We start from the raw sequence: 24160 nt of genomic DNA, 5'->3' as shown, positions 1-24160 counted from the left end.
AATGATATTATTCAGATAGGAGCTAAACAGGTAACTTGTAATTTAAGGAGGAAAAGATGAAAAAAGTACTGATAATATTATCAGCAGTGTTGGTAATTTCAGGCGCAGCTGAGTATTATTCGCATTTTGTAGTAAAAGTAAAAAAGGAAGTCAAGGAAGAAGAAGTAACTAAACTGCTTGCCGAGAAAAAAGAAAAAGAGGAAAAATTCAAGCTCACAGGGGTAAAGTTAAAAAGATTTGAAGATGAAAATAAAGATCTGAAAGAGCTGAAAGAAGGTAAGAAGTGATGAAAAAAATACTGATTTTTCTTATATTGGCAGTAAGTGTTCTTACACTGGGAGATGCAGGACGTATTTTACTCAGTGATAAGAAAGCAACAGACAAAATAAACGGATTAAAGACAGAGATTGCGGCACTTGACAGGCAGGAAAAAGAAACTAATGATACATTAATGAAACTTGAGCATGAAAATGAAGCATTAAGATCAGAGCTTACAGAACAATTGGCAAATAAGAAAGTAATATATCTTACATTTGATGACGGACCGACTCCTCATAATACAGAGAGAATTCTGGAAATTCTGAGAAGAAATAATATAAAGGCTACTTTCTTTGTAATAGGTCATAATTCCGATATGTATAAGAAGATAGTGGACGAGGGGCACGCAATAGCACTTCACACATATTCTCATAATTATAAAGAAGTTTATGCATCTGAAGAAGCATTCTTTAAGGATTTATACAAGATTCATGATTCAGTAATGGAAAAAACCGGTGTGGATGCAAAGGTAACAAGATTTCCCGGCGGTTCCAGCAATGCAATAGTAAAAAAAGCTACACTAAGAAAGATTATCGACAGACTAAATGAAGAAGGATTCGTCTATCAGGACTGGAATTGTGACAGTACTGATGCAGCAGGAAACAAGCGTCCGGTTGATGTTCTGGTGAAAAATGCTACCAGCTGCGGTGCTACGAAGATAAATTTATTAATGCATGACAGTGCTGCAAAAACAACAACAGCAGATGCATTACAGTCAATAATTGATTATTACAGAAATAAAGGGTATGATTTCGAGGAGCTTACAGTTTACAGCCCAAAATTTCAACATAGAAAATAATTATGCATAAAGTATATAAAGCTGCCGGATTTTACCGGCAGTTCTTTTTTAAAATTCATATTTTAGTAAAAAAAACAGTAGAATTAATTATATTATAAATAAAAAGTTAGGCATAAATAAACTTGACAATTGTTTCAAATCAGGTATATTAATAGAGGAAAAGAAAAATTTTTCAACAATAAAAAATTATTATAAAAATTGCCTTTAGACGAATGTTAAGCTTGGAGGTAAAAAATATGAAGAACTATTGTCAGCAATATTTGAAATCACTTGAATATATGGTAGACGAGGTGGAAATAGGCTCCACGGAAAGGGAATACCATATATTGAACGGTGATGACAAAGGAAATATTATTCATCAGGTAATGTGTGAAGGGGTGGAACTGTTAAAAATAGAAGCTAAAGTGAAAAATTATTATGAATGCAGTAATAAAAGCTTTGGAGACTGCCTGATAATTTGTTTTTTGAAAGAGGGAGAAATAACAGTAAAATATTCGGAAAAAGAAAGCTATAACCTGAAGGCCGGGGAGCTGTTTTTGAGTTATGGCGGGAGTGAAACAAAGGAAATTTTTATTCCCTCGCCGGGCAGAAAAATAAAAATGCTCATAATGGTACTGAGTAAAACATATCTGGATAATTTTAATGAGGATAAAGATGTAAGCAAGAGTGTACGTTATCTTAGAGAAAATCTGGTTCCGAATGAAAAAAAGTTTATAAGAAATACACAGGAAAAACTGCTCAATATACTGGATCTGGTAATGAGATATGAAGCAAAATGGGGGAAAAAATTCTTTGCTTTTTCCAAAGTAAATGAAGGAATGGGCGGAATAATAACTGTTTTCATTAAATCTATTATTGAAATAGACGACTATGAAAGTGATATTTTTGAAAATGTTGTGGATTATATGGAAAATAATTATAATGAACCTGATCTGCTGGCAAAGATACACAAGAAATTTTATATAAACAGGGGAGAGTTAAGCAAAAAATTCAAGGAAAAAACCGGAATGGGAATGCATGAATTTCTTAAAAATATCAAACTTGACAGGGCATACAGCATGCTTAGGGATAGAAATATGAAAGTTTCAGAGGTAGCCAATATGATTGGATATGAAAATTACGGTTATTTTTCTCAGATTTTTAAAAAACATTACGGAGTGTACCCGTTGGAGGTAAAAAATAAAACAAATCTTAAAAATAAAAAATGATTTTAAGCTGTAAAAGCAAAAAATCATTTGATAGAATAGTTACTTCACTACTTTTTGAAAAGTCAGTGTCTCAGTATCAGATTCTATTTTAAGAGTGTTATTAATAATCTTATAACTCTTAATATTATTTAACGCATGTAAATATCTTCCTTCCAGTTTCATAAGATCCTCAGGTCCTGCCATTAGAGTTCCCGCTATACCTTTCGTAATAATTTTGCCATTATCAAGTGTATATGAACCAAAGAATGAATTAATACCTGAAGAACCGTTTATTGAATCAGTGCCGATATTCAGGGTAAAGTTCCCGAATCTTTCATTATCAGGTTTCGGTGGGATCTTTTCTCCTGATATATCTGTTAATCTCCATGAAGTATTTTCAAGTGAAGATACATTATTTTTCGAGTTGCCGGTATTGTAAATACTGCTGCAGCTAAAAAGCAGCAAAACCGAAATAAATAAAAACAGTAATCTTTTCATTTTCTGCCCCGCTTTCTTTTTTTAGTTATTAAAGTATAACATAAAATTCTTTGAATATTCTTATTTGAAATATTTAGTTGAAAAAAATTAAAGGTAAAAATGGATTAACAGATATAATTCTGTTATAATATGGTTATTTTACACAAAAGGAAAGAAGGAGAAAAAAGATGGCAGTTATGCAGTTAAGATCAACAAATCCTGATTTTTCATTTCTTATAAAGAAAAATCCGGGAAATGGTATGATTTTCAGGGAAATCAGGAAGGGTACAGCATATGGCTGGTATTCCGATAATGAAACATATAATATTTATTTTAAGGATGCAGATAACGAAATTTCTTTTAAGCAGCATCCTGATGAAGATTTTGAATACTTGAATCTATCCAGATATAATTCGCCGTTGATTCCTTTGAATATGATAACAGAGTTTTTGGGAAGTCTTGTGAAAAAAGATAATGAACGGGATATACCGGGATTTAGGAATACTCTTATGATAAACATGATACATCTGCAGAGGGTTCACTATATAGCCTTTTTTCAAAAGCATTTCAGGGATTTTGATTTCAAAATAGAAGGGATATCGGATAAAAGTTATAAACTGGAAATAAGAACTGAAAAGACACTGGAAGAATTAATCAGTGTCAGCAGTGTATTATTCCTGTTTTTTGCAATGTTTGGAAAAGAGTATATTGATATTCCTGATTCTATGCTGAAAAAGTATATATCATCTCTGCAGAGAATAGACGCACCTTTTTATATAAGAAACCTGTTTGTCCAGAATTTTCTTACATCAAGAAAAAGGTTCAGGGATTTCAGAGATGAGCTGGAACAGAGCGAAAGATACAGAATCAGATTTGCATTTGGAAATACAGCTTACCAAAGAAGGGATTTTATAAAAGAAAAGCTTGAGTTTAATAAAAAAATTATAGATATAGGGTGCGGAGAAGGGTTTTATGCACTTAATTTTGCCAGAAATATAGAACATGAATATATAGCTGTGGATATCAATGAGTCACTTTTGGAAAGAGTAAGAAATAATGCTGTAAAAAGGGAACTGGATAATATTTTTACATATACATCTCTGGAATCATATATTGAAGATTACAATAATGAATTAAGCGACGTTATTCTTACAGAAGTAATAGAACATATGCCTCTGGAAGATGCTGAAATTCTGATAAGATCAATTTGCAGAAATATAAATTTTGAAACCCTGATAATAACTACTCCAAATCAGGAATTTAACAAATTTTATGAATTAAATGAAGAATTAAGACATGATGACCATAAATGGGAATTCGGGAGAGAAGAATTTAGAAACTGGATTTCCGGCATATTGGAAAATGAAGAAATTTCGTATGTGGAAATAGGGGATAAAGTAAATGATATTTCCACTACACAGGGAGTAATAATAAAAAGAATACAGGGGAATAAGGAGGAAAACAGATGAAAATAAGAACACAGCTGCATACGGTCTTTATGCTTATAGGACCCACAGAGTGCGGAAAAAGTACCTTTGCTAAAAATATACTGATTCCGCAGCTGGAATATTCACTTCCTGAGAAAAATTTTTATGCCAATGTACAATATCTGTCGTCAGATTCTATAAGACAGGAAATATTAGGCCGTGATTATGATAAATATGATGAAATAATGATGGAATCAAGCGGACAGGCCTTTTCTCTTCTTGAGGAAAAACTTAAGATGGTAACATCATATCCTGTTAATGCTGAATTCGTAGTGGTAGATACAACAGGACTTTCTTTGGAATTCAGAAACAGTGTAATAGAAACAGCGAAAAAGAATCATTATAACATAGAGGTTATTGTTTTTGACTATAAAGACAGAGAGGAATATTATAAGTCGGAAAGAAGCAAAAAAGTAATAACCAAGCATATACAGAGATTAAAGAAAGAGGTTCTTCCTTCATTATCAAGGGAAAACTATAATCAGATACACAGAGTAAAAGAGAAAATCAATGAAAAAGAAGAATTTCAGGTGGAAATCATTGATATGGAAACTTATACAGGATGTCTTCTTGATGAGAGTACGAAATATGTAATAATCGGAGATGTGCATGAGTGTGTGGATACTTTGGTAAAATTAATTGGGAACTATGGGTTTCACCTGAAAGACGGAAAAATAAATGTTGCGCCTGAAGTAAAAGAAGAAATTAAGTTTGTTCTGCTTGGTGACTGGATAGATAAAGGAAAGAAAACAAAGGAGATAACAGAATTTTTATTTGAAAACAGCGAATATTTTATTCTTTTAAAAGGTAATCATGAAAATTTTGTATATAATAAAATAATGGGGAATATAAAAGGTGTAGAGAAAGAAATAATGGAGAACTTTTTTGATTCTATCCCGGTTTTTGAAGAGGATAAAGAATTATTTCAGAAGTTTGAAAAGCTGTTTTTGGAATCAAAGCCTTTTGTAAAAAGAATTGGTTTTAAGGGATCGTCTTTTATAGTGACACATGCACCGGCAAAAGTAAAATATCTCGGAAAGCTGGATAGTAAATCTCAGAAAAAACAAAGGGCTTTCAGGCTGGAAAGAGAAAAATCCACTGAAGAGCAGCTCCAGTTTCTCGCAGAAGAAGCAGTTTATAATAATCCTTATCATATATTCGGACATATAGCTGCCAAAAATCCTTTTACCATAAAGAATAAATGTCATATTGACAGCGGGGCTGTGTATAAAAACAGGCTTACATCAATTGTAATAAACGGGTTCAAACCTATATACAACAGTGTGATTTCAGAAGAAGGAAATGATTCGGAAAAGCTGGAATCTTTGTTTAGCAGACGGAAAAACGTTAATGTAAACGAGCTGTCTGAAAATGATCTGTACAGATTGAATTATATTGCTGAAAACCATATTAATTTTATTTCAGGAACAATGTCTCCAGCAGATAAAGATATGGCAGATAACAGCCTTGAATCTTTGAAAAACGGTCTTGATTATTTTGTAGAGAATGGTATTGATAAGGTAGTATTACAACCTAAGTACATGGGTTCACGATGTACGCTGTATCTCTTTGCCAAAGAGGAGGAGTGCTTTGCAGTAAGCCGTAACGGCTATAAAATAAAAAACCTTGATCTGCAAGGGATATACAACAGTATGACAGAAAAATTTTCCGGTTATATGAAGGATAACAAGATAAAAATGCTGATTCTTGACGGGGAATTAATGCCGTGGACAACTTTGGGGAAAGAACTCATAGAGATGAAATTCAGACCAATATCAAAGGCATTGGATATGGAACTGGAATTTTTGAAAGAAAACGGATTTGAGAGCGAACTGGAAAAGATAATTGAAAAATATCATGAGACAGACTTTAAAAAGGATCAGACAGTGATCTCAAAAAAAGATCTGATTGAAAAATACGGGAATTCAGTTTATCAGAATTATAAAGTAATAAGCAGTATTGAAAAAAGCCGTGTTTCTTTGGAAACACACATAAAAGCCGGGGAAATATACGGGAAACAGATAGAACTCTACGGGACTGAAGGGGAAGTTTCTTATAAACCTTTTGATCTTTTGAAAATAGTATATGAAAACGGAACAGAGGAGGTGCCTGACTGGAAAACGTCTGAAAAGTATAAGTTTCTTACAGATGACGAATATGTAACGATAGATTTTAAAAATCCTGATTATTATAAAACCGCAGAGGAATACTATAACAGAATGACAATAGATAAAAGTATGGAGGGCATTGTAATAAAGCCGGAAATTATGAAAAAAGGAAAGGCTCCTTATATGAAAGTGAGAAATCCTGAGTATTTATCTATTATTTACGGGTATGACTATACATTTCCGCATAAATATGAAAAACTTATAAAGCAGAAAAATATAAGGAAAAAGCTGAAAGCCTCTGTAAATGAGTATGAACTGGGGCAGGAACTGCTGAAAATTCCTTTTTCAAAAATAAGCAATGATAATGCAGAATTCAGACAGATAGCCGCGAATCTTTTGTTTGAAGTTTCACAGGAAAAAAATATAGATCCCAGATTATAAAAATAAATGTCCGAAAATTAGAATTATATATTTTAATTTCGGGCTTTTTCTATTAATATAGTATAAAATCAGGAGTTTAAAAATAATTTAAAAAAATAATTTGACACAGTGTCAAAATTTGTGTATAATGGAAAAAAATTCAAAAGGAGAATTATGGGGAAAGTCTTAATAACCGGAGGTTCAAAAGGAATCGGCAAGGCAATGGCTGTTGAGTTTTTGAAGCGCGGGTATAATGTGATTCTGGCAGCAAGGAATAAGCAGGAATTAGAAAATACCAAAAGAGAACTTCAGGAAAAATATAAAAATCAAATAATAGAAATAGAGGCAACAGATCTTACAGTGGAAGAAAACTGGAATATTTTAACAGAAAAATACAATGAAACAGACATTCTGGTGAATAATGCGGGAATGGTGAAGCTGGGGCGGAGTTATGAAACAGAGAATAAAATATTACTGGAGGGAATAAGATTAAATGTAGAAGCTCCTTGTTTTCTGGGGAATTATTATGTAAAGAAAATGCTTGAGAAAGAAAATACAGGAAGTATAAGAGGAATAATCAATGTATCGTCAGTCGCCGGGTTTTTTCCGCATCCTCTGAGTACATTTTACTCACCGTCAAAATTTTTTCTTGATCAATACAGCTGTAATATGAGGTATGAAATACGGAGAAATCATAAAAATAAAGGGATCAATGTAATGTCTTTATGTCCGGGAGCAGTGGATACAGAGTTTACCGGCAGGGGGAAATTTCTGGAAATGAAAAAGTTATGCAGAGAATTCAACTTTCTGAATCTGATGATGTCTCCGAAATATGTGGCAAGAACAGCAGTAAAGGATTTTTTTAAAGGGAAAAAAAGGTCTGTTCCGGGTATTTTTTATAAAACAGCAAGGGTCTTGGTAAGGTTTTTACCTGAACAGCTGTGCGCGAAGCTGATGTATGAAGGAATGGTGAAAGAGACAGAATGATGTATTTTATATTGGTTCTTTTAGGAATATATATAATGATTTTATTACTAAGGTTTGTTTTTACAATTACTTACTACAAAAGGGAAACAGGGAAAATGAAAAATGTAAGCAGAGAAAACAGGCTGTCTCTAAAAGAAGTTACAATTTTTCAGCCTATACTGTCAGGGGATAATTACTTGAAAGAAAAGCTTTCTTTTATCTATAATAATACAGGGGAAGCAGAACTGATATGGGCAGTGGATAATGATGATTATGAAGCAGAGAAAATAATAAATGAAATCACAGGAAATAGTCCTAAGAAAAATCTTCATATAGTAAAATGTGATAAAGCACCGTTTTATGAAAATCCTAAAGTATACAAAATTCTGCTCACTGAAAAGTTATGGAAAAAATATACTGTAATTCTTGATGATGATACTATTATAGATATAAAGTCACTTGAAAATATTGATAAAACTCTGCTGGAAACAAAAATAATTACAGGAATTCCTTATTATTTTAAAGGAAGAAATATATGGGAGAATATGGTAAGGGTTTATGTAAACAGCAATTCTGTGTATAATTATTTTACATCGGCATTTTTAGGAAGAAATAAGACAATAAACGGAATGTTTTATATATTTAAGTCTGAAAAAATAATTTCATTGGGACTTTATCAAAAAATAAAGCAGAAACTTTGTGATGATTATGAGTTTGCTAAAATTTCAGGGGAAAATGGTATAGGGATATATCAGTCTGTTATTCCGTGTAAGCTGAACACAGAGGTAGAGTATTTCAGGGGATTTTTACGGCTGATGAGACGCTGGCATATTTTTGCAAACCAGTATATAAAAGAAAACCTCGATATAAGCATAGTGATTTTTTCTATAATACCTTTTGTTTCAGGAAGTTTGTTTTTCACAGCTGCACTTCTTTACAGATATGAAATATTCGTCCTGTATCTTGGTATAAGTATTTTGAATTATTTGGCAGGAAGAATATTCAGGAAAAAAATATTCGGTGAAAATGACAGCATAAAAGACATGGTTTTGGAGATAGTCTCAGAAATAGTCCAGATATTTTACTGGATTTCAGCTTTGATAAAGCCTGACAGAATTATTTGGCGGGGAAAGTCTGTGAGAATAAAAAACGGAATAATCGAGGTGAATTCCGATGGGAAAAAAGATAAAGGTTGATTTTCTTGCGCCGCCTTTTGAGGGGCATTTGAACCCTTTGATTGAGATGGCTGAGAAGCTGAAAGGTAAATATGATATCAGATTCATAACAGGAAAAAATAAAAATGAAATATTGAAAAACAGCGGGTTTCAGGTGGAAAATATTTTAACGGAAGAAAATGAAGTTTTTGAAAGGCTGTCTGATACGGATAAACAAGTAAAAATTAACTTTTTTGAACTAAAAAAGCAGTTTTCTGAAAATCTCAGGCTTATTCCCAAAGTTACTGATGAATTAAAGAAACTCATGCGAGAGAATAAAACTGATATAATGGTAGCGGACTTTATAGTAGTTTCATCGGTGTTTTGTTCACAGGATATAGGGATTCCCTTTATTACAACCATGCCTACGAGCTTTGCACCGGAAAATAAGGATGGAACACCTGCTTATTTTGGAGGATTAAGCCCTGTTGATTCGGTTTACGGAAAAGTAAGAGATTATATTGCGAGAAAGCAGATCAGGCTGTTTAAGAAAACTATTTACTATTTATTTTATAAACAGATTAAGAAAATGAATTTTACTCTTTATAATAAAAATGACGAGGAAAATTTTTATTCACCATATTCAATACTCGGGCTGGGTATGAAGGAATTTGAATATAAAAGAAGCTGGCCTGAGCAGTATCAATTTGCGGGGGCATGCTGTGAAACGCCTTCATATTATACCAATAGAGTGCAGACCGGAAAAATAGCAGATATATTTGAGAAAAAAAATAAATATAAAAGAAAAGTACTGGTGAGTCTCGGGACACATTTGAAATGGGCGAAAAAGACTCTTGCAGAAAGTATAGAAAAAATAGCAGAAAACTTCCAAGATACGCTTTTTGTGGTAACCATGGGGAAAAAGGACAGTGACGGTGAAATTGCAGCAGAAGAGAGGACTGGTAATGTGGTGATAACAGATTATCTTTCATATACTGATTATTTTCACAGATTTGATTATGTGATACATCACGGCGGTGCAGGAATAACGTATAATTGTATAAAATATAAAAAGCCGTCGCTTGTAATACCGCAGGATTATGACCAGTTTGACTTTGCCGCAAGGATAGAATACTTTAAGACGGGGTTTAGAGCTAAGAATATTAATAATATAAAAGATGTAACCAAAAAGCTGAATATACTGTTTAATAAAGAAAAATGGGCTGAACTGGAACAACTGTCGGAAGATTTTACGGGATATTCACCGCATGAATTATTGGACAGTGAAATAGAAAGGCTGATTTTGGAATATGGAGGCGGGAGAAAATGAAAAAAGTACTGGTAACAGGAGCTACGGGTTTTCTCGGTTCCTATGTTCTGAAAGAATTAAAAGGTAAATATGATATTATTTCTGTGGGCAGAAATGAAGGCAAACTCATGAAGATGAAAAGAGAGAACAACGAGCTGGAATGTATAAAAGCAGATTTGTCAGATATAAAAGCGGTATTGGAACTTCCCAAAGCGGATACAGTGGTTCATTCCGCTGCATTGTCAACAGTATGGGGAGCCAAAAAAGAATTTGTGAGGAATAATATAACGGCAACTGAAAATATCATAAAATACTGTAAGGAAAAAAAGGTAAAAAGACTGGTATATATTTCCACTCCAAGTGTCTATACTGCTAAAAAAGACAGGTTTAATGTAAGGGAAAATGAATTTGACAAGAATAATAAACTAAATTATTATATAGAAACAAAAATTGCCGCGGAAAAAATAGTTTTGGATGCAGAAAGCAGCGATCTGGAAGTGATTGTCATAAGACCGAAAGGATTAATAGGTATAGGCGATACAAGTATACTTCCAAGGATTATTGAGGCAAACAGAAAAATAGGGATTCCGGTTTTTAAAGGAAATGAAGATATTCTGGCGGACATGACAAGTGTAGAAAATGTGGCGTATTCTGTATTATTGTGCATGGAAAAAGACGGCATTTCCGGGGAAGTGTTTAATATATCAAACGGAGAGCCAACAAGTCAGAAAAAACTTCTGGGATATGTAGCAGAAAGTCTCGGGACGAAATTTCGGTACAAAAAGCTTTCATTCGGCAGAGTATATGCAGCAGCTTCACTGCTTGAAGGCATATACAAAGTTTTCGGGATAAAAAAAGAGCCTTTGCTGACCAGATATACAGTGTGTACACTGGCATTCAGCCAGACCCTTAGTATAGAAAAGGCAGAGAAACTTCTTGGCTATAAGCCAAGAGTAAGTCTGGAAGATGAAATAAAAAGATTTGGAAAATTTTACAAAGAGAACGGTTTTGTAAAATAGAGGAGGAAGTATGAGGATATTGGGACAGGGATACTATATTCCTGAGAGAATAGTAATGTCCGAAGAAGTTGATTTTTTAGCAGGAGTAAAAAAAGGAACAGTTTTGAAAAAGACAGGAATCAGGAAAAGGCATTATGCTGATTTCAGGGATAAGGAAACTACCTCAAAAATGGGGAAATATGCAGCTGAAAATGCCATAAAAAATGCAGGGATAAACAAAGAAGATATTGATCTGATAATTGGGGCTAATGCAACAAAAGAAATACTTCTCCCTTGCTCTGCTTCATTAATACAAAAACAGCTTGGACTTGAAAATAATAAAACTGCGTGTTTTGATGTAGGATCTTCATGTCTTAGTTTTTTTACGGCTTTGGAAGTAGCAGATATGTATCTGAAAGCAGGAAAGTATAAAAATATACTTATTGTTTCCAGTGAAATAGCTTCAATAGGCATAAATTATGAGCATATAGAAAGTGCGGGACTTTTCGGGGACGGAGCAGCAGCGTTTATCATAGGAAACGGCGGAAATTCACCTGTGTCGAAGTTTCAGACATTTTCAGAAGGATTTTATTACACAAGTATTCCCGGCGGGGGAACGAGGTATCTGGTAAAGGATTATAATGAAAATAATAAGAGTGATTATTTGTTTCATATGGAGGGAAGCAAGGCTTTTAAGCTGATAAAACAAAAGATAGACGATTTCTTCTATGAGTTTTTAGAGGAAAATGATATTAATATGACGGAAATAGACAGAGTAGTGGCACATCAGGCAAGCATGACAGGACTGAAATTAATCGGTAAGCAGCTTAATATAGCAGATGAAAAAATGATCAATATAATAGCCGAATATGGGAATATGATAGCAGCTTCTATACCGTTTACATTTGCTTACGGGGTGGAAAACGGTCTTATAAAAAGGGAAGATAAAATATTAATAGCAGGAACATCTGCCGGAATATCAATAGGAATGATGGTGCTGGAATATTAATATCGGAACCCAGGGAGGATAACAGATGAAATTTTTGGCGTTTAATAATGGTTATTGCACAGCGGATAAAAAATATATTGATAAAAAAGCTGAAAGCCGGAAAATAAAATTTCCTGCCACATTCTTTTATCTGGAAATTTCCGGAATAAAAATGCTTATAGATACGGGGTATTCTGTAAAGCTGGTAAAAAATGCCGGTATCACTGCAAAAATTTATTCTATGGTTACAAAGGTGAGATGTGAAAAAGATGCCGACGAGATTTTACGGGAAAATAATATTAATCCGCAGGAAATACAGTATATTATAATCAGTCATTTTCATCCTGATCACTACGGTTCACTTGATAAATTTCCCAAAGCTTCGATTATTTGCAGCAATGAGGCAGCAGAAGTCCTGAATGTGGGGAAAACAGGGAAGATCAAAAATCTGGTTTTTGAAAAGCTTATTCCTGAAGATATAAAAGAGAGAATCATAGAGTTAGAAAGTTTCCCCGAAGCAAAAGTGTCCGGGAATAATTTCTTTAACATATTAAATTTGAATGAGATATATGGTTTTTATCTTGAAGGACATGCAGGGGGACATATAGGGCTTTATCTGAAAACATTGAATAAATTAATGATCTTTGATGCAGTATGGTGCAAAGAGAATCTTCTGGGCGCGGAGCCAAGGAAAATTTTAAAAAAAGTGGCTTTTGCAGATGAAAAGAAATATGAAAGTTCTCTGCGAAAAATAAAAGAAATCTTGTGTTCGCTGAAAGATACAGGAGGGGCAGAGCCTGAACTGATAATTACACATGATGAAAAATTTTTAAGGAGTCCTTATGAGTTTTAAGTTTATTATCTTTTATTATTATTTAAAATATAAATTTTTTATGAAGATAAACAGTAAAGAAAAACTGGAATTATTTCAAAAGAAAAAAATAGAAAAACATCTGAATTATATTACTAAAAAATCAAAATATTATTTTGGTTATAAGGGAAAAGAATTGAAGGATTTTCCGGTTATAGACAAGAAAGTTATGATGGAGAACTTTGATGAGATGAATACTGTGGGAATCCATAGGGAACAGGCTTTGGAGATAGCCATGAATTCTGAGAAAACCAGAAATTTTAAAGAGAAATATAAAAATATAACTGTGGGTTTATCATCAGGGACTTCAGGAAACAGAGGACTTTTCACAGTGTCAGACTTTGAGCGTGCAAAGTGGACGGGAATTATACTTGCAAAACTGCTGCCGTATTTTATTTTGAAAAAACAAAAAATAGCACTTTTTTTGAGGGCTGACAGTGAGTTATATAATTCTGTTAACTCAATGGTACTGAAATTCCAGTTCTTTGATATGATAAAGGATTATATAGGGAATATAAAAGAACTGAATAAATTTAGTCCGGATGTATTAATAGCACCGGCTTCCATGTTAAAAATACTCGCTGAAAATATCAATGATGTGAGTATAAAGCCAAAAAGGATATTTTCCTGTGCAGAGGTGCTTACAAAAGAAGACAGGGAGTATATAACAGGGAAATTCAATATGCAGATCGGAGAAATTTATCAGGCAACAGAAGGGTTTTTGGGGTATTCTTTTGATTCGGGGCAGGGTTTGAAAATAAATGAAGATGTTTTATATATAGAAAAAGAATATATTGATAGCGGGAAAACCAGATTTATCCCTGTAATCACAGATTTTGAGAGGAAATCACAGCCGGTGATACGCTACAGGCTAAATGATATCTGGGTGGAGAATAAGAATTTCGGCGGGATATTTTTGAAACTTGAGAAGATAGAAGGTCGGGAAGATGATATATTTATATTAAAAGGCAAAGACAGCACAGAGATAAAAGTTTTTCCCGATTTTATACGAAGGGCGTTTATGTTTAGCAGCGAGGAAATTCTGGAATATAATGTTATTCAAAAAACTTTCGGTGATATTGATGTGTCTTTTATTCCGGGAGATTCTGGGGAATATAACAAAATAAAAGAGAAAATAAAAGAAAATCTGCTTGATTTATTTAGTGGATTTAATGCAGATACACAGAATATAAACATAAATTTTTCTGTTTATGAGGAGAAATACAGACTCACAAAAAAGCGGGATATAAAAAGGGGATTTTGAAGAACTCATATATAAAAAAATGAACACAGATATTGTTATCCATGTTCATTTTTATTTTTTACTGTAAAATTATTTTATTTTATTTAAAGATTTTTTTACTTCAAGAAGATTATTGTTTTCAGTAATAACAGTATTCTTCATAAGGTTTTCCTGTGAAATAATGATCTTTTTCAAAGCTTCTGTTTCTTTAGTAACATTTTTATCCCCTGATTTCTGTTTTTGCTGAAGAGAGAAAATAATGTCATAAAGATCCTCATGTCCCATAATTCTTCCTGCTCCCCAGTTCAGACGGCTTTTATCCTGCTTTAAAACCTGATTTGTGAAATATTCGTAAGTTTCCTTATCAAAACTTAAAGCATACCAGTTATTATCAACTAATGAAAGATGATCATTAACAGCAGTTTCAATATCTCCTTTTTCAAGTAAAGCTACTGCCTCATTCAAGGCGTTGATATTATTTTGTGCATGCTCATGAGGAAATATCGAATCGTCTTCCCATGTAAGCTTTATAAATGAATCCTGACAGTATTTGTAAAGAGCAAGAAGCTGTTTGTTTATGCTGTCTGCTTTTGATTCATATTTTTTGATATCAGCAGTATTGTTGTTTTTTACAGCCTGCTCATATTTATTATTTATGTCTGTAAGCTGTTTATTCAGATTTTCCGAGGCTTTTAGTATTTCGTCCACATTAGCCAGAAGTTTTTTTCCTTCATTTCCCGTTTTGGCAAGTAAGTCCATATCCAGTGAGGCCTTGAATTCATTGAAACGAGTAGTGAAATCCATAGGGATAACAGCTTTTTGGTCTAATTCGTAAACAATCTGTGCATAAAGCTGATGATTGTAATTAAAGGCTTTTTCATTGTAAGTAGCTTTTGTATCATAGTTTGTATGATATGTTGATCTAATAAACTTTGCCCCGACATAATCATTTCTTATAGTAGGAATTCCCGCTACAGAATATGCGAAATCATCTGCCCATGTTCTGGGAGGTGTAGTAACCTTGATTCCTCCTTCATAGACACCTGATACAGACGGCTTTATTCTGTCTGCAATACTCTCGATAAATGTTTTGTACTCATAAACAGTTCTTATTTCCTGAGTTGTCACATGTTCTGATCCCGGCTGTTCAAAATTTAACATGGCAAAACTTTTCTCTGCCCAGTCAGGTCTCACTTTAAATACCTGATTATAAGCTCCTACGGACCAGTCATATCTTGTATCCACAGTTCCCCATTCTTCTGCGGCATGTGCAATTATAACAATTGTTTTTTCCGGCTGGTATCCGCTGTCAATTATACTTTTGGCTATTCCCATAGTAAGGGCCACAGCTGTAGCGTTATCCTGAAAAGCATCAAAATAACCGTCATAGTGTGAGCTTAGAATTATAAGTGAATTCGGGTCTTTTCCCGGAATCTCGCCGACTATATTATAGGCTTTTTGATCTCTTTTAACCTGAGAATCTACATCCAGCCCTATTTTTACAGTCTTGTTTTTCCCCATAAGGGACTTTAGCTTGTCCCCGTCAGCTTTGGACATTCCCAGTGCAGGAGTATCATCCGGTCCGCACATATCCTGCACATTCAGTGCATCGTCGCTGATTTCGGCATATCCTCCGTTATTTACAGCAATTATAGCTTTTGCTCCCTTTAGTTTCGCCTGCATTGCAGGATAGTTAATCCACCAGTCATCACGCTGATTAATATCAACCATAACTATTTTTCCTTTAACATCCACATTTTCATAGTCATCTCTGGTACCTTTATTCAGATAAACCAGTTCATAGTTTTCCGTACCTTTTGTCACAAAAGTAGCGGCATAACTGTTTAAGATAAGTTTCTGCTTTTTATTTTTTTTATCTGTATATGTCAGTTCGGCTTTTTTAAACTCCCATGCATCAACAGTAAATTCATCTTTTGTTACATTTTTCAGTCCGATTTTCTTGAATTCTTCATACAGCATATCTCCGGCTGCATGTTCGGCACTGGAACCGGCAGTACGAAATCCCAGTTCATTGTTAGTCTTGAATTTTGTCAGGGCTTCGGCAATATTATAAGAATAATTAATATCAAGATGGTTTATGATATTTTCTCTGCTGTTCGTGCTCTCTTTCGGCGCCGAAATCATAATTAATGACATTGTCAAAAATAAAATCAAAATTTTTTTCATAATACTCTCCTAAATAAAAAAGATAAAAAGTTTAGAAAGATTAAACTTTAAGTTTAACACTCCTAACTATAACAGTATTATTAAATAAAATTTGGAGAGAAAAGTCAAGAAAAACTTACAAAAAAATTTTTATGTGAAAAAATTTAGGAAAAGAAATATTGGAAATTCTTTAAATATGATATAATAACTTAATTATAAAGTTAAGGAGCGTATAATAATGGAAGATGAATATAAAGCAATATCAGAAAAGCAACTCCTTGAAGATTCATTTATGGGTGTTGTGCCTAAAACCGGGAATGATCTGGAATTTGCCAAATTAAGAGAAAAGCTTGAACAAAGTGCTCTTTTTTCAGTGAAAGACCTGAAAGAAGAGAGCGGGGAAGCCGGGATTGACACTTTGATTGCTAAAATAGATTACTTGGATAATGAATATGAAATAGAAATAAGAGTCTTGGAAATGTCAGATTTAATAAGAAATGCCATTGAGAACTATAATATGTTTTCAGGTAACTATTTTACAGAACTTATAAAAAAAATAAATCCAGGCAGCAGCGTAATATCAACAAAGATGGTTTTTAACAATATACCTATAGAAGCTTATCATCTTCAGTTAAAGGTATTATATACATTAAGCAATGATAATCACCTTTTGATGGATATGTCAGCTTATAAGCTTCTAGAGGGAGAACATCTGGAAATGATTGCTACAACGAATATTCCCCCTTCGCCAAGTATAATGTATTCGACACACTATGTTCCCGAAAACGGAGTAGCGTGGCTTCATACACACGGTTTGAGAAGATTCGGAAGTGTGGAGTATGAATTTTTGAATATAAAAAACGAGCTTGCTGAAAAATGTAATAATATATTAAATACAGTAGTGGTAAATACAATAGTAAACGGGGCTAAAGACGAGGAAGAAGTTATGAAAATAGGCTATTCCGATAATGTAGAGCTGGAGTTTGCGTGGATAAGATGGGAGTACGCTGTGGATGTACTCGCACAAAAAGGGTTGTTTGGAAAGAAAAAGCCTTTTATAGGAGATTCAAAAGACAGAATTCAGGAAAACGGCGAACCGGACGAACATGCAAGACCAAGCGGTGTTATTCTCGCAAGTATAAACGGCGAACTGAAAAATCCCAATGTATACAAAAATAATTTCGGAGATAATATGATGCTTTACTACACTACTGATGAAACTATAAGAATGTCAATGTTTGCAAAGGAAAATTTTTATTATTTTGAAAATATATTTGATAATCAGAAAAACAGCAGCGGATGGTCTTTTCTTGTAAAAATCGGATGCAGATACGAAGAGGACTCTGAGGAAAGATTCGAGCATATGTGGTTTAATATTGAAGAAATAACTGAAAATACTGTGAAAGGTACACTTATAAATACACCGTATTTTATAAATGACATGAAAAACGGGGGAGTTTACGAGTTAAGCAGAAATGATATGAGCGACTGGATTATTTATACGCCTAACATGACTATAAATGCCAATAATGTGTATATGTATAATAAGTTATACAATAATGCAGGAAGCGAGAGAGATTCTTAACAGACCAACGGGAGGGAAATATGAAAAAAGAAGACGAAGTATTTAAGCTCGATAAAAAAACTGAAACTAAATTAATAGAAGATATAAAGGAGTTTTTTAAAGAAATGCGCGATGAAGATATCAGCGATCTTGAAGGAATGCTGGTATTGGATTTTTTTCGCGAGAAAATTGCGGCGGAATTTTATAATATCGGGGTTGCTGCTGCTTATAGAAGATTACATGAGATTTCTGAGGATATTTTGAGTATTCAGAGGTATTAAGTGTTTAATTTACGGAACATTAAGTTAAAAATGTGTAGAAATAAATAAAATGGTTTGTTTCTACCTTTTTTATTTGTTAAAGTCAGCAAAATTTGATATAATTCATAGAGGCAAAAAAAGATTGGAGAAATTATGGTTATTGTTATAATATTTTTTATTTTATTATTAACAGCAATGTTTTTTTATCAAAAAGGAGTACCATGTATTATGTATCACCACATAAGCATTGAAAAAGGCGTAACTCCCGGTGAATTTGAAGAACATCTGAAATTGATAAAAAAATCAAATACTTTTAAAATGGAAGAAATAGAAAATAGAAATAACATATTACCTAAGAATAGTATTTTAGTTACTTTCGATGACGGGTATGAAGATAATTACAGATATGCCTTTCCTCTTTTAAAAAAATATAACGTAAAAGCAACTATATTTTTAAATACTGCATATATTGAAAAAGACCCTGATTATATGTCATGGGATCAGATAAGAAAAATGTATGAAAGCGGTTTAGTAGATTTTCAGCTTCACACACATTCTCATTTTTCAGTTGTAAGTGAAATTGAAGTGGAAAGTTTTTTTTGTGAAAAAGATAAAAATAAAAAAGAACTTTCGAGAGAAATGAAAAATATATACAGAAAAGAGGATACAGAGGATTATCCTGTTTTTAAAAAAAGGGGAGAAACAGCGGTAAAAGGATATAAAATAACAGATGAATTTATAGAGAAATATGAAGAATTATTGGTGGAATATAAGACTTTGGGAAGAGAAGAAAAGTATGGAAAACTAAAGTCGGCAGTGGAAAATGAACTTTCAGAATACATAAAAAAGTACAGTTATGAAGAATATAAAAAAAGAGTGCTGAAAGAAATACTGATAAATAAGGAAGAAATAGAAAAAAAACTGGCGAAAAAAGCAGAATACTTAGCTAATCCATGGGGACATAAATCGAAAGATCTGCTGGAAATCCTGAAAGAATGCGGGATAAAGGGAATGATAACAACAAAGAAAGGAACCAATTCACTTAAGCCTGATATGTATAAAATAAGGAGATATGAGACTAAAACCTTCAAACAGTTTAAATTCCGGCTGTTTATATGCAAAAATTATCTAACCGGGAAAATTTTTGAATTAGTTTCATAATTTTTTGAAAGGAAGTCTATGTATAGAAAAATACGTGCGAAAATCAAGGAATTTGAAAGGAAGATAGGAAAATTAATATTAGACAAAAGTAAAAAGGAAAATAACATAAAATTTGAAAGTATAAAAAAAATATTATTTATAAGATATGACGGGAAAATCGGCGATTATATGGTGAGTTCTTTTGTGTACAGGGAGATAAAAAAGCAAAGACCGGATATTCAGATCGACGTAGTAGGTATTAGCAAAAATGAATCTTTATTTTTGAAAAATAAGAATGTTGATAATTTTTTCAGGTTAAAAAAGACAAAATACAGGTATTTAAGCCCTTTGGGCAAAAAATTAAAAGCCTCAAATTACGATGTGCTGATAGATCCTACAGAAGTTTTAAAAAATAAGGATTTATTTTTTATAAGAAAAATAAATGCAAAAATTAATTACGGATATGCAAAAGAAAATTATAAAATTTTTAATAGAAACATAGAGCAAAACAGTGACCATATGCAGGTTGTGTATAAAAAAATACTGGAAAGTCTGGGATTTAGAAATATTGAAATATCATATGATATACCGGAAGACGAAGATTCTGACAGAAAAGTAACGGAGTATCTAAAAAAGCACAATGTAAAAGGTTTAATAGCGGTGAACCTCTTCGGTGCCGGAAAGACAAGGAAGTTTAATCAGGAAAAGTCTTTGGAACTGTTGAAGAAACTGGGGGAATCATATCCGGAATACAGAATGATACTTTTAGATTCGCCGAGGGACAGAGAAGAATTAAATAAAGTAATTGAAGCTGCAGACGGCATTTTGTATTATGATAAGTCAGAGACTATATTTGACAGTATAGCCATAATAAAAAAGTCTGAAATAGTAATATCTCCGGATACTTCTATTGTTCATATAGGTGTCGGCTTAAATAAAAAAGTAACAGCTTTTTATTCAAGAAATAAAGAAAATTTTGATAAATGGGGAATAGATGAAAAGAACAAAGTTATCAGATATGATAAAGATATAAATGAAATTGATTTTAACAAAGAAAATATTTAGGAGATAATTGATGAAAAAACATATACTGTTTTCAAGCGGAAGTCTGAGAATGGGAGGACTGGAACGGGTTCTTGTAGAATATCTGAATAAAATAGATAAGGATAAATATAAGATAACTTTATTTATTCTGTCTGATTTTGGTGAGCAGGATGTATTCAAAAAGGATATTCCTGAATATATAGATGTGAGATTTTTGAAACCTGAAAAATTGGTTACAAAAACAGCATATTTGAAACATAATAAAAAAAATCTGTTTAATAAAATGATTTATAATCTGTATATGTCGTTGGAAAGACATACTTTAAAAAAGAATTTTGTAAAAAACCTGAAAGAAATTGAAAAAGTGGATGTTCTTATAGACTTTGATTCAGGTTTGACGAAGCTTTCTAAAGAAACAAAAGATTTGAAAAAAATAGCGTGGACTCATAATTCACTTCCAAATCTGCTGAAAAAAGAAAAGAAAATAAAAAAACGGGGAATTCGTCTGGATAATTATGATAAAATAGTTACAATATGCAAAGAGATGAAAGAAGAGACTGAAAACATTTATCCGTATTTGAAGGAAAAGATAGAGTATATTTATAATCCTTTTGATTTTGAAAGAATAAGAAGGGAAGCTCAGAGTACCGAGGAACTTACATCAGATGAAAAAAAGCTTCTTGATGACGATTATATACTGTCTGTTTCCAGAATTGACAAGACTCAGAAAGATTATCCCACACTTATTAAAGCTTATAAGCTTTTGAAAGAAAAGGGAATAAAGCAAAAATTGTATATTGTCGGAGACGGGGATTTTAGAGAAGAGCTTGGCAGCATTATAAAACGTGAGAATTTGGAAAATGAGGTAAAACTTCTCGGACAAAAGAAAAATCCATATATCTGGATGAAAAATTCAGATTTATTTGTTCATTCTTCAAGATATGAAGGACTGCCTACAGTATTGATTGAAGCTATGATACTGGGGAAAATAGTAGTTTCATCTGCATGTCCTACCGGACCCAGAGAGATTCTGGAGAACGGGAAAAGCGGCCTGCTGTTTGAGATCGGGAACGAAAATGAGTTTGCAGAGAAGATTTTTCTGGCTTTAAATGATGAGAATAAAAGAAAAGAGCTAGAAGAAAATATGGAGAAAAGGGTAAGAGAATTCACCGCAGATAAGAGTCTTGAAAAATTGGAGCTAGTAATAAGAGAATTAGGAGATCAAAATAATGGGTGAAACAATGGTAAAAATAAAGGGAATGTTTTTAGAGGGACTAAGATTGTTTCAGAATTTTATTCTGATAATGCTTCCTTATGCATTAAGCAAAGCTGGTAATCACAGTAGAAATACAACAATAGTTACCTTAGTAGCAGTAACTTTTTTATTTATAATTATTGGGAAAAGAAAGATCGAATTAGATAAAAAACTTATAATTCTGGGAGCTGTTTATATTTTGACAACCAGTTTGAGCTTTTGGAGTATAAGAGACAGTTATAACAGTGAGCAGTTAAAAACTTATACTGGTGTCATAATATATATGTTGTTTGCCTTTTCGGTGACGCAAATAGAGATAGATAAGAGGCTTTACAGATGGTTTCCTATTTTAATTTCAATATTTTCGTTATCGCCTGCATACAGGGCGTTACTTGAGTGGCATCAAAACGGATTTTCCATGGATTACAGAATTTTTGGAGACAGCTGGCCCAGTGTATTCTGTATGGAATTAGGAATGATGGTTTTAGCATCAATAGTAGTTATATTTTATGAAAAGCAGAAAATATTTAAAATAATATCTTCAATAGCTTTAGTTATCGGCTTTATTGCAATTGTCGGGATTCAGGCCAGAATAGCAATTGCAATGATTCCTCTGTTTTTTATATTGATTGCTGTATCTAAAAATCTAAAAATAGGAGTAAAGCTGGGGATTGTACTTTTAGTGTGTTTGTTAGTGATTGTTAGTACTGATTTCGAAAAATACTTTAAAAGATTTGATTCTGAGGATCCGGGCGGAAGTTATTCTAATCAGATAAGGGTAGAAATATATAAAAGAAGTAAAGAATTAATAAGAGAAAATGCTGTTTTAGGAATAGGTTTTTATAATTTAAGAGGTGTAAATTTACGTGATGAACCTAGATTACAGGAATATGTTGATATAGAAACTTTAGGAATAGTAAAAGAAATACCGGGAACACAGGAAAATTTGAAATTATGGAGTTATTCAGCTACTCATCTGCATAATAATATATTAGAAACTTTAGTAACACAGGGTGTTTTAGGATTAATTTCATATGTATGTTTTTTATTTTTTGTGCTTGTAAATCTTTTAAAAAATCTTAGAAATAAAGATTTTTCTGAAAACAGGGAAATTTTTGTTTTAGCCTTTATTGCTTTTTTATATATAACAATTGACGGGATTATTGACACAAATATATATATGATAAAAGTAAATCAGGCTTTCTTTTTCATGATGGGACTGGCTTTAAATAAAAGGTTTTTCGTAAGAAAACCGGAAAAGGATGGTGAATGATGAAAGCAGCTTTATTGGTAGAGGAGTTTTTTGACAAAGAACTCGGCGGATACGGCGGATACGGAATGCTCGCAAGAGAGTATATAGCAGAATACATTCCGGGAGAAGGTCTGGAATTAGAAACTTTTTTAGAACGTTCAAAAAACCCCAGAGAGATGATATTGGACGGAAATAAGAAAGTGAGCTATATTCCAAAACCGGATATATTTCATCCGTTCAAACTGAAAAAATATCTTGAAGAAAAAAAAATAGATATTTATTTGAGCATTGAGTGTCAAAGGATAGTAAAAGAAGTTTTTAAATATGAAAATAATAAAAAGCTTATTTTGTGGATTCAGGATCCGAGACCTCATGATGACTGGGATAAAATAAGAAGTTTGAATGGTGATGAATACGAAAGTTATTTAAATTATTACTCTAAAAATGAAAAAGATATAAATGACTTACTTTCAAAATTAATTTCTGAAAAAAGGCTGATATTGATAACACAGGGGAAATATTTAAAGGATAAAGCTAAAAGACTTTATAACCTGCCGGACGATATTCCAATTGATTTTGTACCTAATCCTGTGAGAATTCCAGAATTTGATATTGAAAAAAAACCAGAAACAAATATAATTACATTTTTGGGAAGATTATCAAATGTAAAAAGGCCTTGGATATTTTTGGAAATGGCTAAACAGCTTCCTCAATATGAATTCTATGTCTGCGGTGTAGGTCATGAAAAATATCAGGAAGATTATAAAGATATAAAAAATATCAAATTTTTTGGACATATAAATGGAGAAGAAAAAGAAGATATTCTTACGAAAACTCAGATATTAGTTAATACAAGTATACATGAAGCTATTCCTATTTCTTTTCTGGAGGCATTATCCTATGGTGCTTCTATCGTAAGCTGTCAGAATCCTGATGATATAACTGAAATGTTTGGAAAATATATTGGAAAAGTTTCTGGTGAAGGACATGAAAGTATTGAGAAATTTGTTCTGGCTGTGAAAGAGCTCATGGAGAACAGAGAAACTCTGTACAATAACAGAAAAAATGGAAGAGAATATGTATGTAAAGTACATAGTATAGAAAAGTTTACTCAGACTTTAAGAAAAATAATCACTGAAAACATAAAGGAATAA

Annotated in this window: 21 protein-coding genes; 19 read left to right on the top strand and 2 right to left on the bottom strand. The window is 32.6% G+C overall.

The window, feature by feature from the left end; genetic code table 11:
- Positions 1–56: 56 nt before the first annotated feature.
- The 3 genes from NK213_RS01850 to NK213_RS01840 all read left to right on the top strand — a co-directional run bounded on the left by NK213_RS01850 (position 57) and on the right by NK213_RS01840 (position 2325).
- Entirely contained in the window at positions 57–287 is a 231-nt protein-coding gene (locus NK213_RS01850; RefSeq protein WP_253346241.1) for a hypothetical protein, read from the top strand.
- Positions 287–1117: a polysaccharide deacetylase family protein gene (locus NK213_RS01845; RefSeq protein WP_253346240.1), complete on the top strand. Its 831-nt coding sequence runs from the start codon at positions 287–289 to the stop codon at positions 1115–1117. The genes NK213_RS01850 and NK213_RS01845 overlap by 1 nt, the downstream gene beginning before the upstream one ends.
- A 236-nt stretch (positions 1118–1353) precedes the next feature.
- On the top strand, positions 1354–2325 hold the full coding sequence (locus NK213_RS01840; protein ID WP_253346239.1) for an AraC family transcriptional regulator: 972 nt from the start codon (positions 1354–1356) through the stop codon (positions 2323–2325).
- A 39-nt stretch (positions 2326–2364) separates the two neighbouring features.
- On the opposite strand, the gene NK213_RS01835 is transcribed toward NK213_RS01840, so the two are convergent.
- The gene (locus tag NK213_RS01835) at positions 2365–2802 is read right to left on the bottom strand and encodes an META domain-containing protein (RefSeq protein WP_253346238.1); all 438 of its coding nucleotides are present in this window, start codon (positions 2800–2802) and stop codon (positions 2365–2367) included.
- A 167-nt stretch (positions 2803–2969) separates the two neighbouring features.
- Between NK213_RS01835 and NK213_RS01830 the strand changes: the two genes are divergently transcribed.
- From NK213_RS01830 to NK213_RS01790, 9 genes are all read left to right on the top strand, one after another.
- Positions 2970–4250, top strand: a complete 1281-nt coding sequence (locus tag NK213_RS01830; protein WP_253346237.1) for a methyltransferase domain-containing protein — start codon at positions 2970–2972, stop codon at positions 4248–4250.
- On the top strand, positions 4247–6817 hold the full coding sequence (locus NK213_RS01825; protein ID WP_253346236.1) for a metallophosphoesterase: 2571 nt from the start codon (positions 4247–4249) through the stop codon (positions 6815–6817). Before NK213_RS01830 ends, NK213_RS01825 begins: the two co-directional genes overlap by 4 nt.
- A 153-nt stretch (positions 6818–6970) precedes the next feature.
- The gene (locus NK213_RS01820; protein ID WP_253346235.1) at positions 6971–7783 is read left to right on the top strand and encodes an SDR family oxidoreductase; all 813 of its coding nucleotides are present in this window, start codon (positions 6971–6973) and stop codon (positions 7781–7783) included.
- The gene (locus NK213_RS01815) at positions 7780–8958 is read left to right on the top strand and encodes a glycosyltransferase (RefSeq protein ID WP_253346234.1); all 1179 of its coding nucleotides are present in this window, start codon (positions 7780–7782) and stop codon (positions 8956–8958) included. Before NK213_RS01820 ends, NK213_RS01815 begins: the two co-directional genes overlap by 4 nt.
- Entirely contained in the window at positions 8936–10246 is a 1311-nt protein-coding gene (locus NK213_RS01810) for a glycosyltransferase (RefSeq protein ID WP_253346233.1), read from the top strand. Before NK213_RS01815 ends, NK213_RS01810 begins: the two co-directional genes overlap by 23 nt.
- Positions 10243–11244: an NAD(P)-dependent oxidoreductase gene (locus tag NK213_RS01805; protein ID WP_253346232.1), complete on the top strand. Its 1002-nt coding sequence runs from the start codon at positions 10243–10245 to the stop codon at positions 11242–11244. Before NK213_RS01810 ends, NK213_RS01805 begins: the two co-directional genes overlap by 4 nt.
- A 10-nt stretch (positions 11245–11254) precedes the next feature.
- Positions 11255–12232 carry a 3-oxoacyl-[acyl-carrier-protein] synthase III C-terminal domain-containing protein gene (locus NK213_RS01800; RefSeq protein WP_253346231.1) on the top strand — a complete coding sequence of 326 codons (978 nt, stop codon included), beginning with the start codon at positions 11255–11257 and terminating at the stop codon, positions 12230–12232.
- A gap of 25 nt (positions 12233–12257) precedes the next feature.
- The gene (locus NK213_RS01795; protein WP_253346230.1) at positions 12258–13064 is read left to right on the top strand and encodes an MBL fold metallo-hydrolase; all 807 of its coding nucleotides are present in this window, start codon (positions 12258–12260) and stop codon (positions 13062–13064) included.
- Positions 13054–14346, top strand: coding sequence for a F390 synthetase-related protein (locus tag NK213_RS01790; protein ID WP_253346229.1), 1293 nt, complete (start codon positions 13054–13056; stop codon positions 14344–14346). The genes NK213_RS01795 and NK213_RS01790 overlap by 11 nt, the downstream gene beginning before the upstream one ends.
- Positions 14347–14415: 69 nt before the next feature.
- Here the strand turns inward: NK213_RS01790 and NK213_RS01785 are convergent, their stop codons facing one another.
- The gene (locus NK213_RS01785; protein WP_253346228.1) at positions 14416–16512 is read right to left on the bottom strand and encodes a M28 family peptidase; all 2097 of its coding nucleotides are present in this window, start codon (positions 16510–16512) and stop codon (positions 14416–14418) included.
- A gap of 217 nt (positions 16513–16729) precedes the next feature.
- Between NK213_RS01785 and NK213_RS01780 the strand changes: the two genes are divergently transcribed.
- The 7 genes from NK213_RS01780 (at position 16730) to NK213_RS01750 (ending at position 24160) form a co-directional block, all read left to right on the top strand.
- A complete protein-coding gene (locus NK213_RS01780; RefSeq protein WP_253346227.1) occupies positions 16730–18076 on the top strand; it encodes a DUF4026 domain-containing protein in 1347 nt (448 codons plus the stop codon).
- Between the two features lie 20 nt (positions 18077–18096).
- Positions 18097–18336: a DUF2164 family protein gene (locus NK213_RS01775; RefSeq protein ID WP_253346226.1), complete on the top strand. Its 240-nt coding sequence runs from the start codon at positions 18097–18099 to the stop codon at positions 18334–18336.
- Between the two features lie 132 nt (positions 18337–18468).
- Positions 18469–19476 (top strand): polysaccharide deacetylase family protein, encoded by a 1008-nt coding sequence (locus NK213_RS01770; protein WP_253346225.1) that lies wholly within the window; start codon positions 18469–18471, stop codon positions 19474–19476.
- An 18-nt stretch (positions 19477–19494) separates the two neighbouring features.
- Entirely contained in the window at positions 19495–20520 is a 1026-nt protein-coding gene (locus NK213_RS01765) for a glycosyltransferase family 9 protein (protein ID WP_253346224.1), read from the top strand.
- Between the two features lie 10 nt (positions 20521–20530).
- Positions 20531–21736, top strand: a complete 1206-nt coding sequence (locus NK213_RS01760; RefSeq protein WP_253346223.1) for a glycosyltransferase — start codon at positions 20531–20533, stop codon at positions 21734–21736.
- Positions 21729–23027, top strand: coding sequence for an O-antigen ligase (locus tag NK213_RS01755; RefSeq protein ID WP_253346222.1), 1299 nt, complete (start codon positions 21729–21731; stop codon positions 23025–23027). The genes NK213_RS01760 and NK213_RS01755 overlap by 8 nt, the downstream gene beginning before the upstream one ends.
- The gene (locus NK213_RS01750) at positions 23024–24160 is read left to right on the top strand and encodes a glycosyltransferase family 4 protein (protein WP_253346221.1); all 1137 of its coding nucleotides are present in this window, start codon (positions 23024–23026) and stop codon (positions 24158–24160) included. Before NK213_RS01755 ends, NK213_RS01750 begins: the two co-directional genes overlap by 4 nt.

The sequence above is a fragment of the Sebaldella sp. S0638 genome, from assembly GCF_024158605.1.
Lineage (GTDB): Bacteria > Fusobacteriota > Fusobacteriia > Fusobacteriales > Leptotrichiaceae > Sebaldella.
This window is presented reverse-complemented; position numbering and strand designations above follow the sequence as displayed.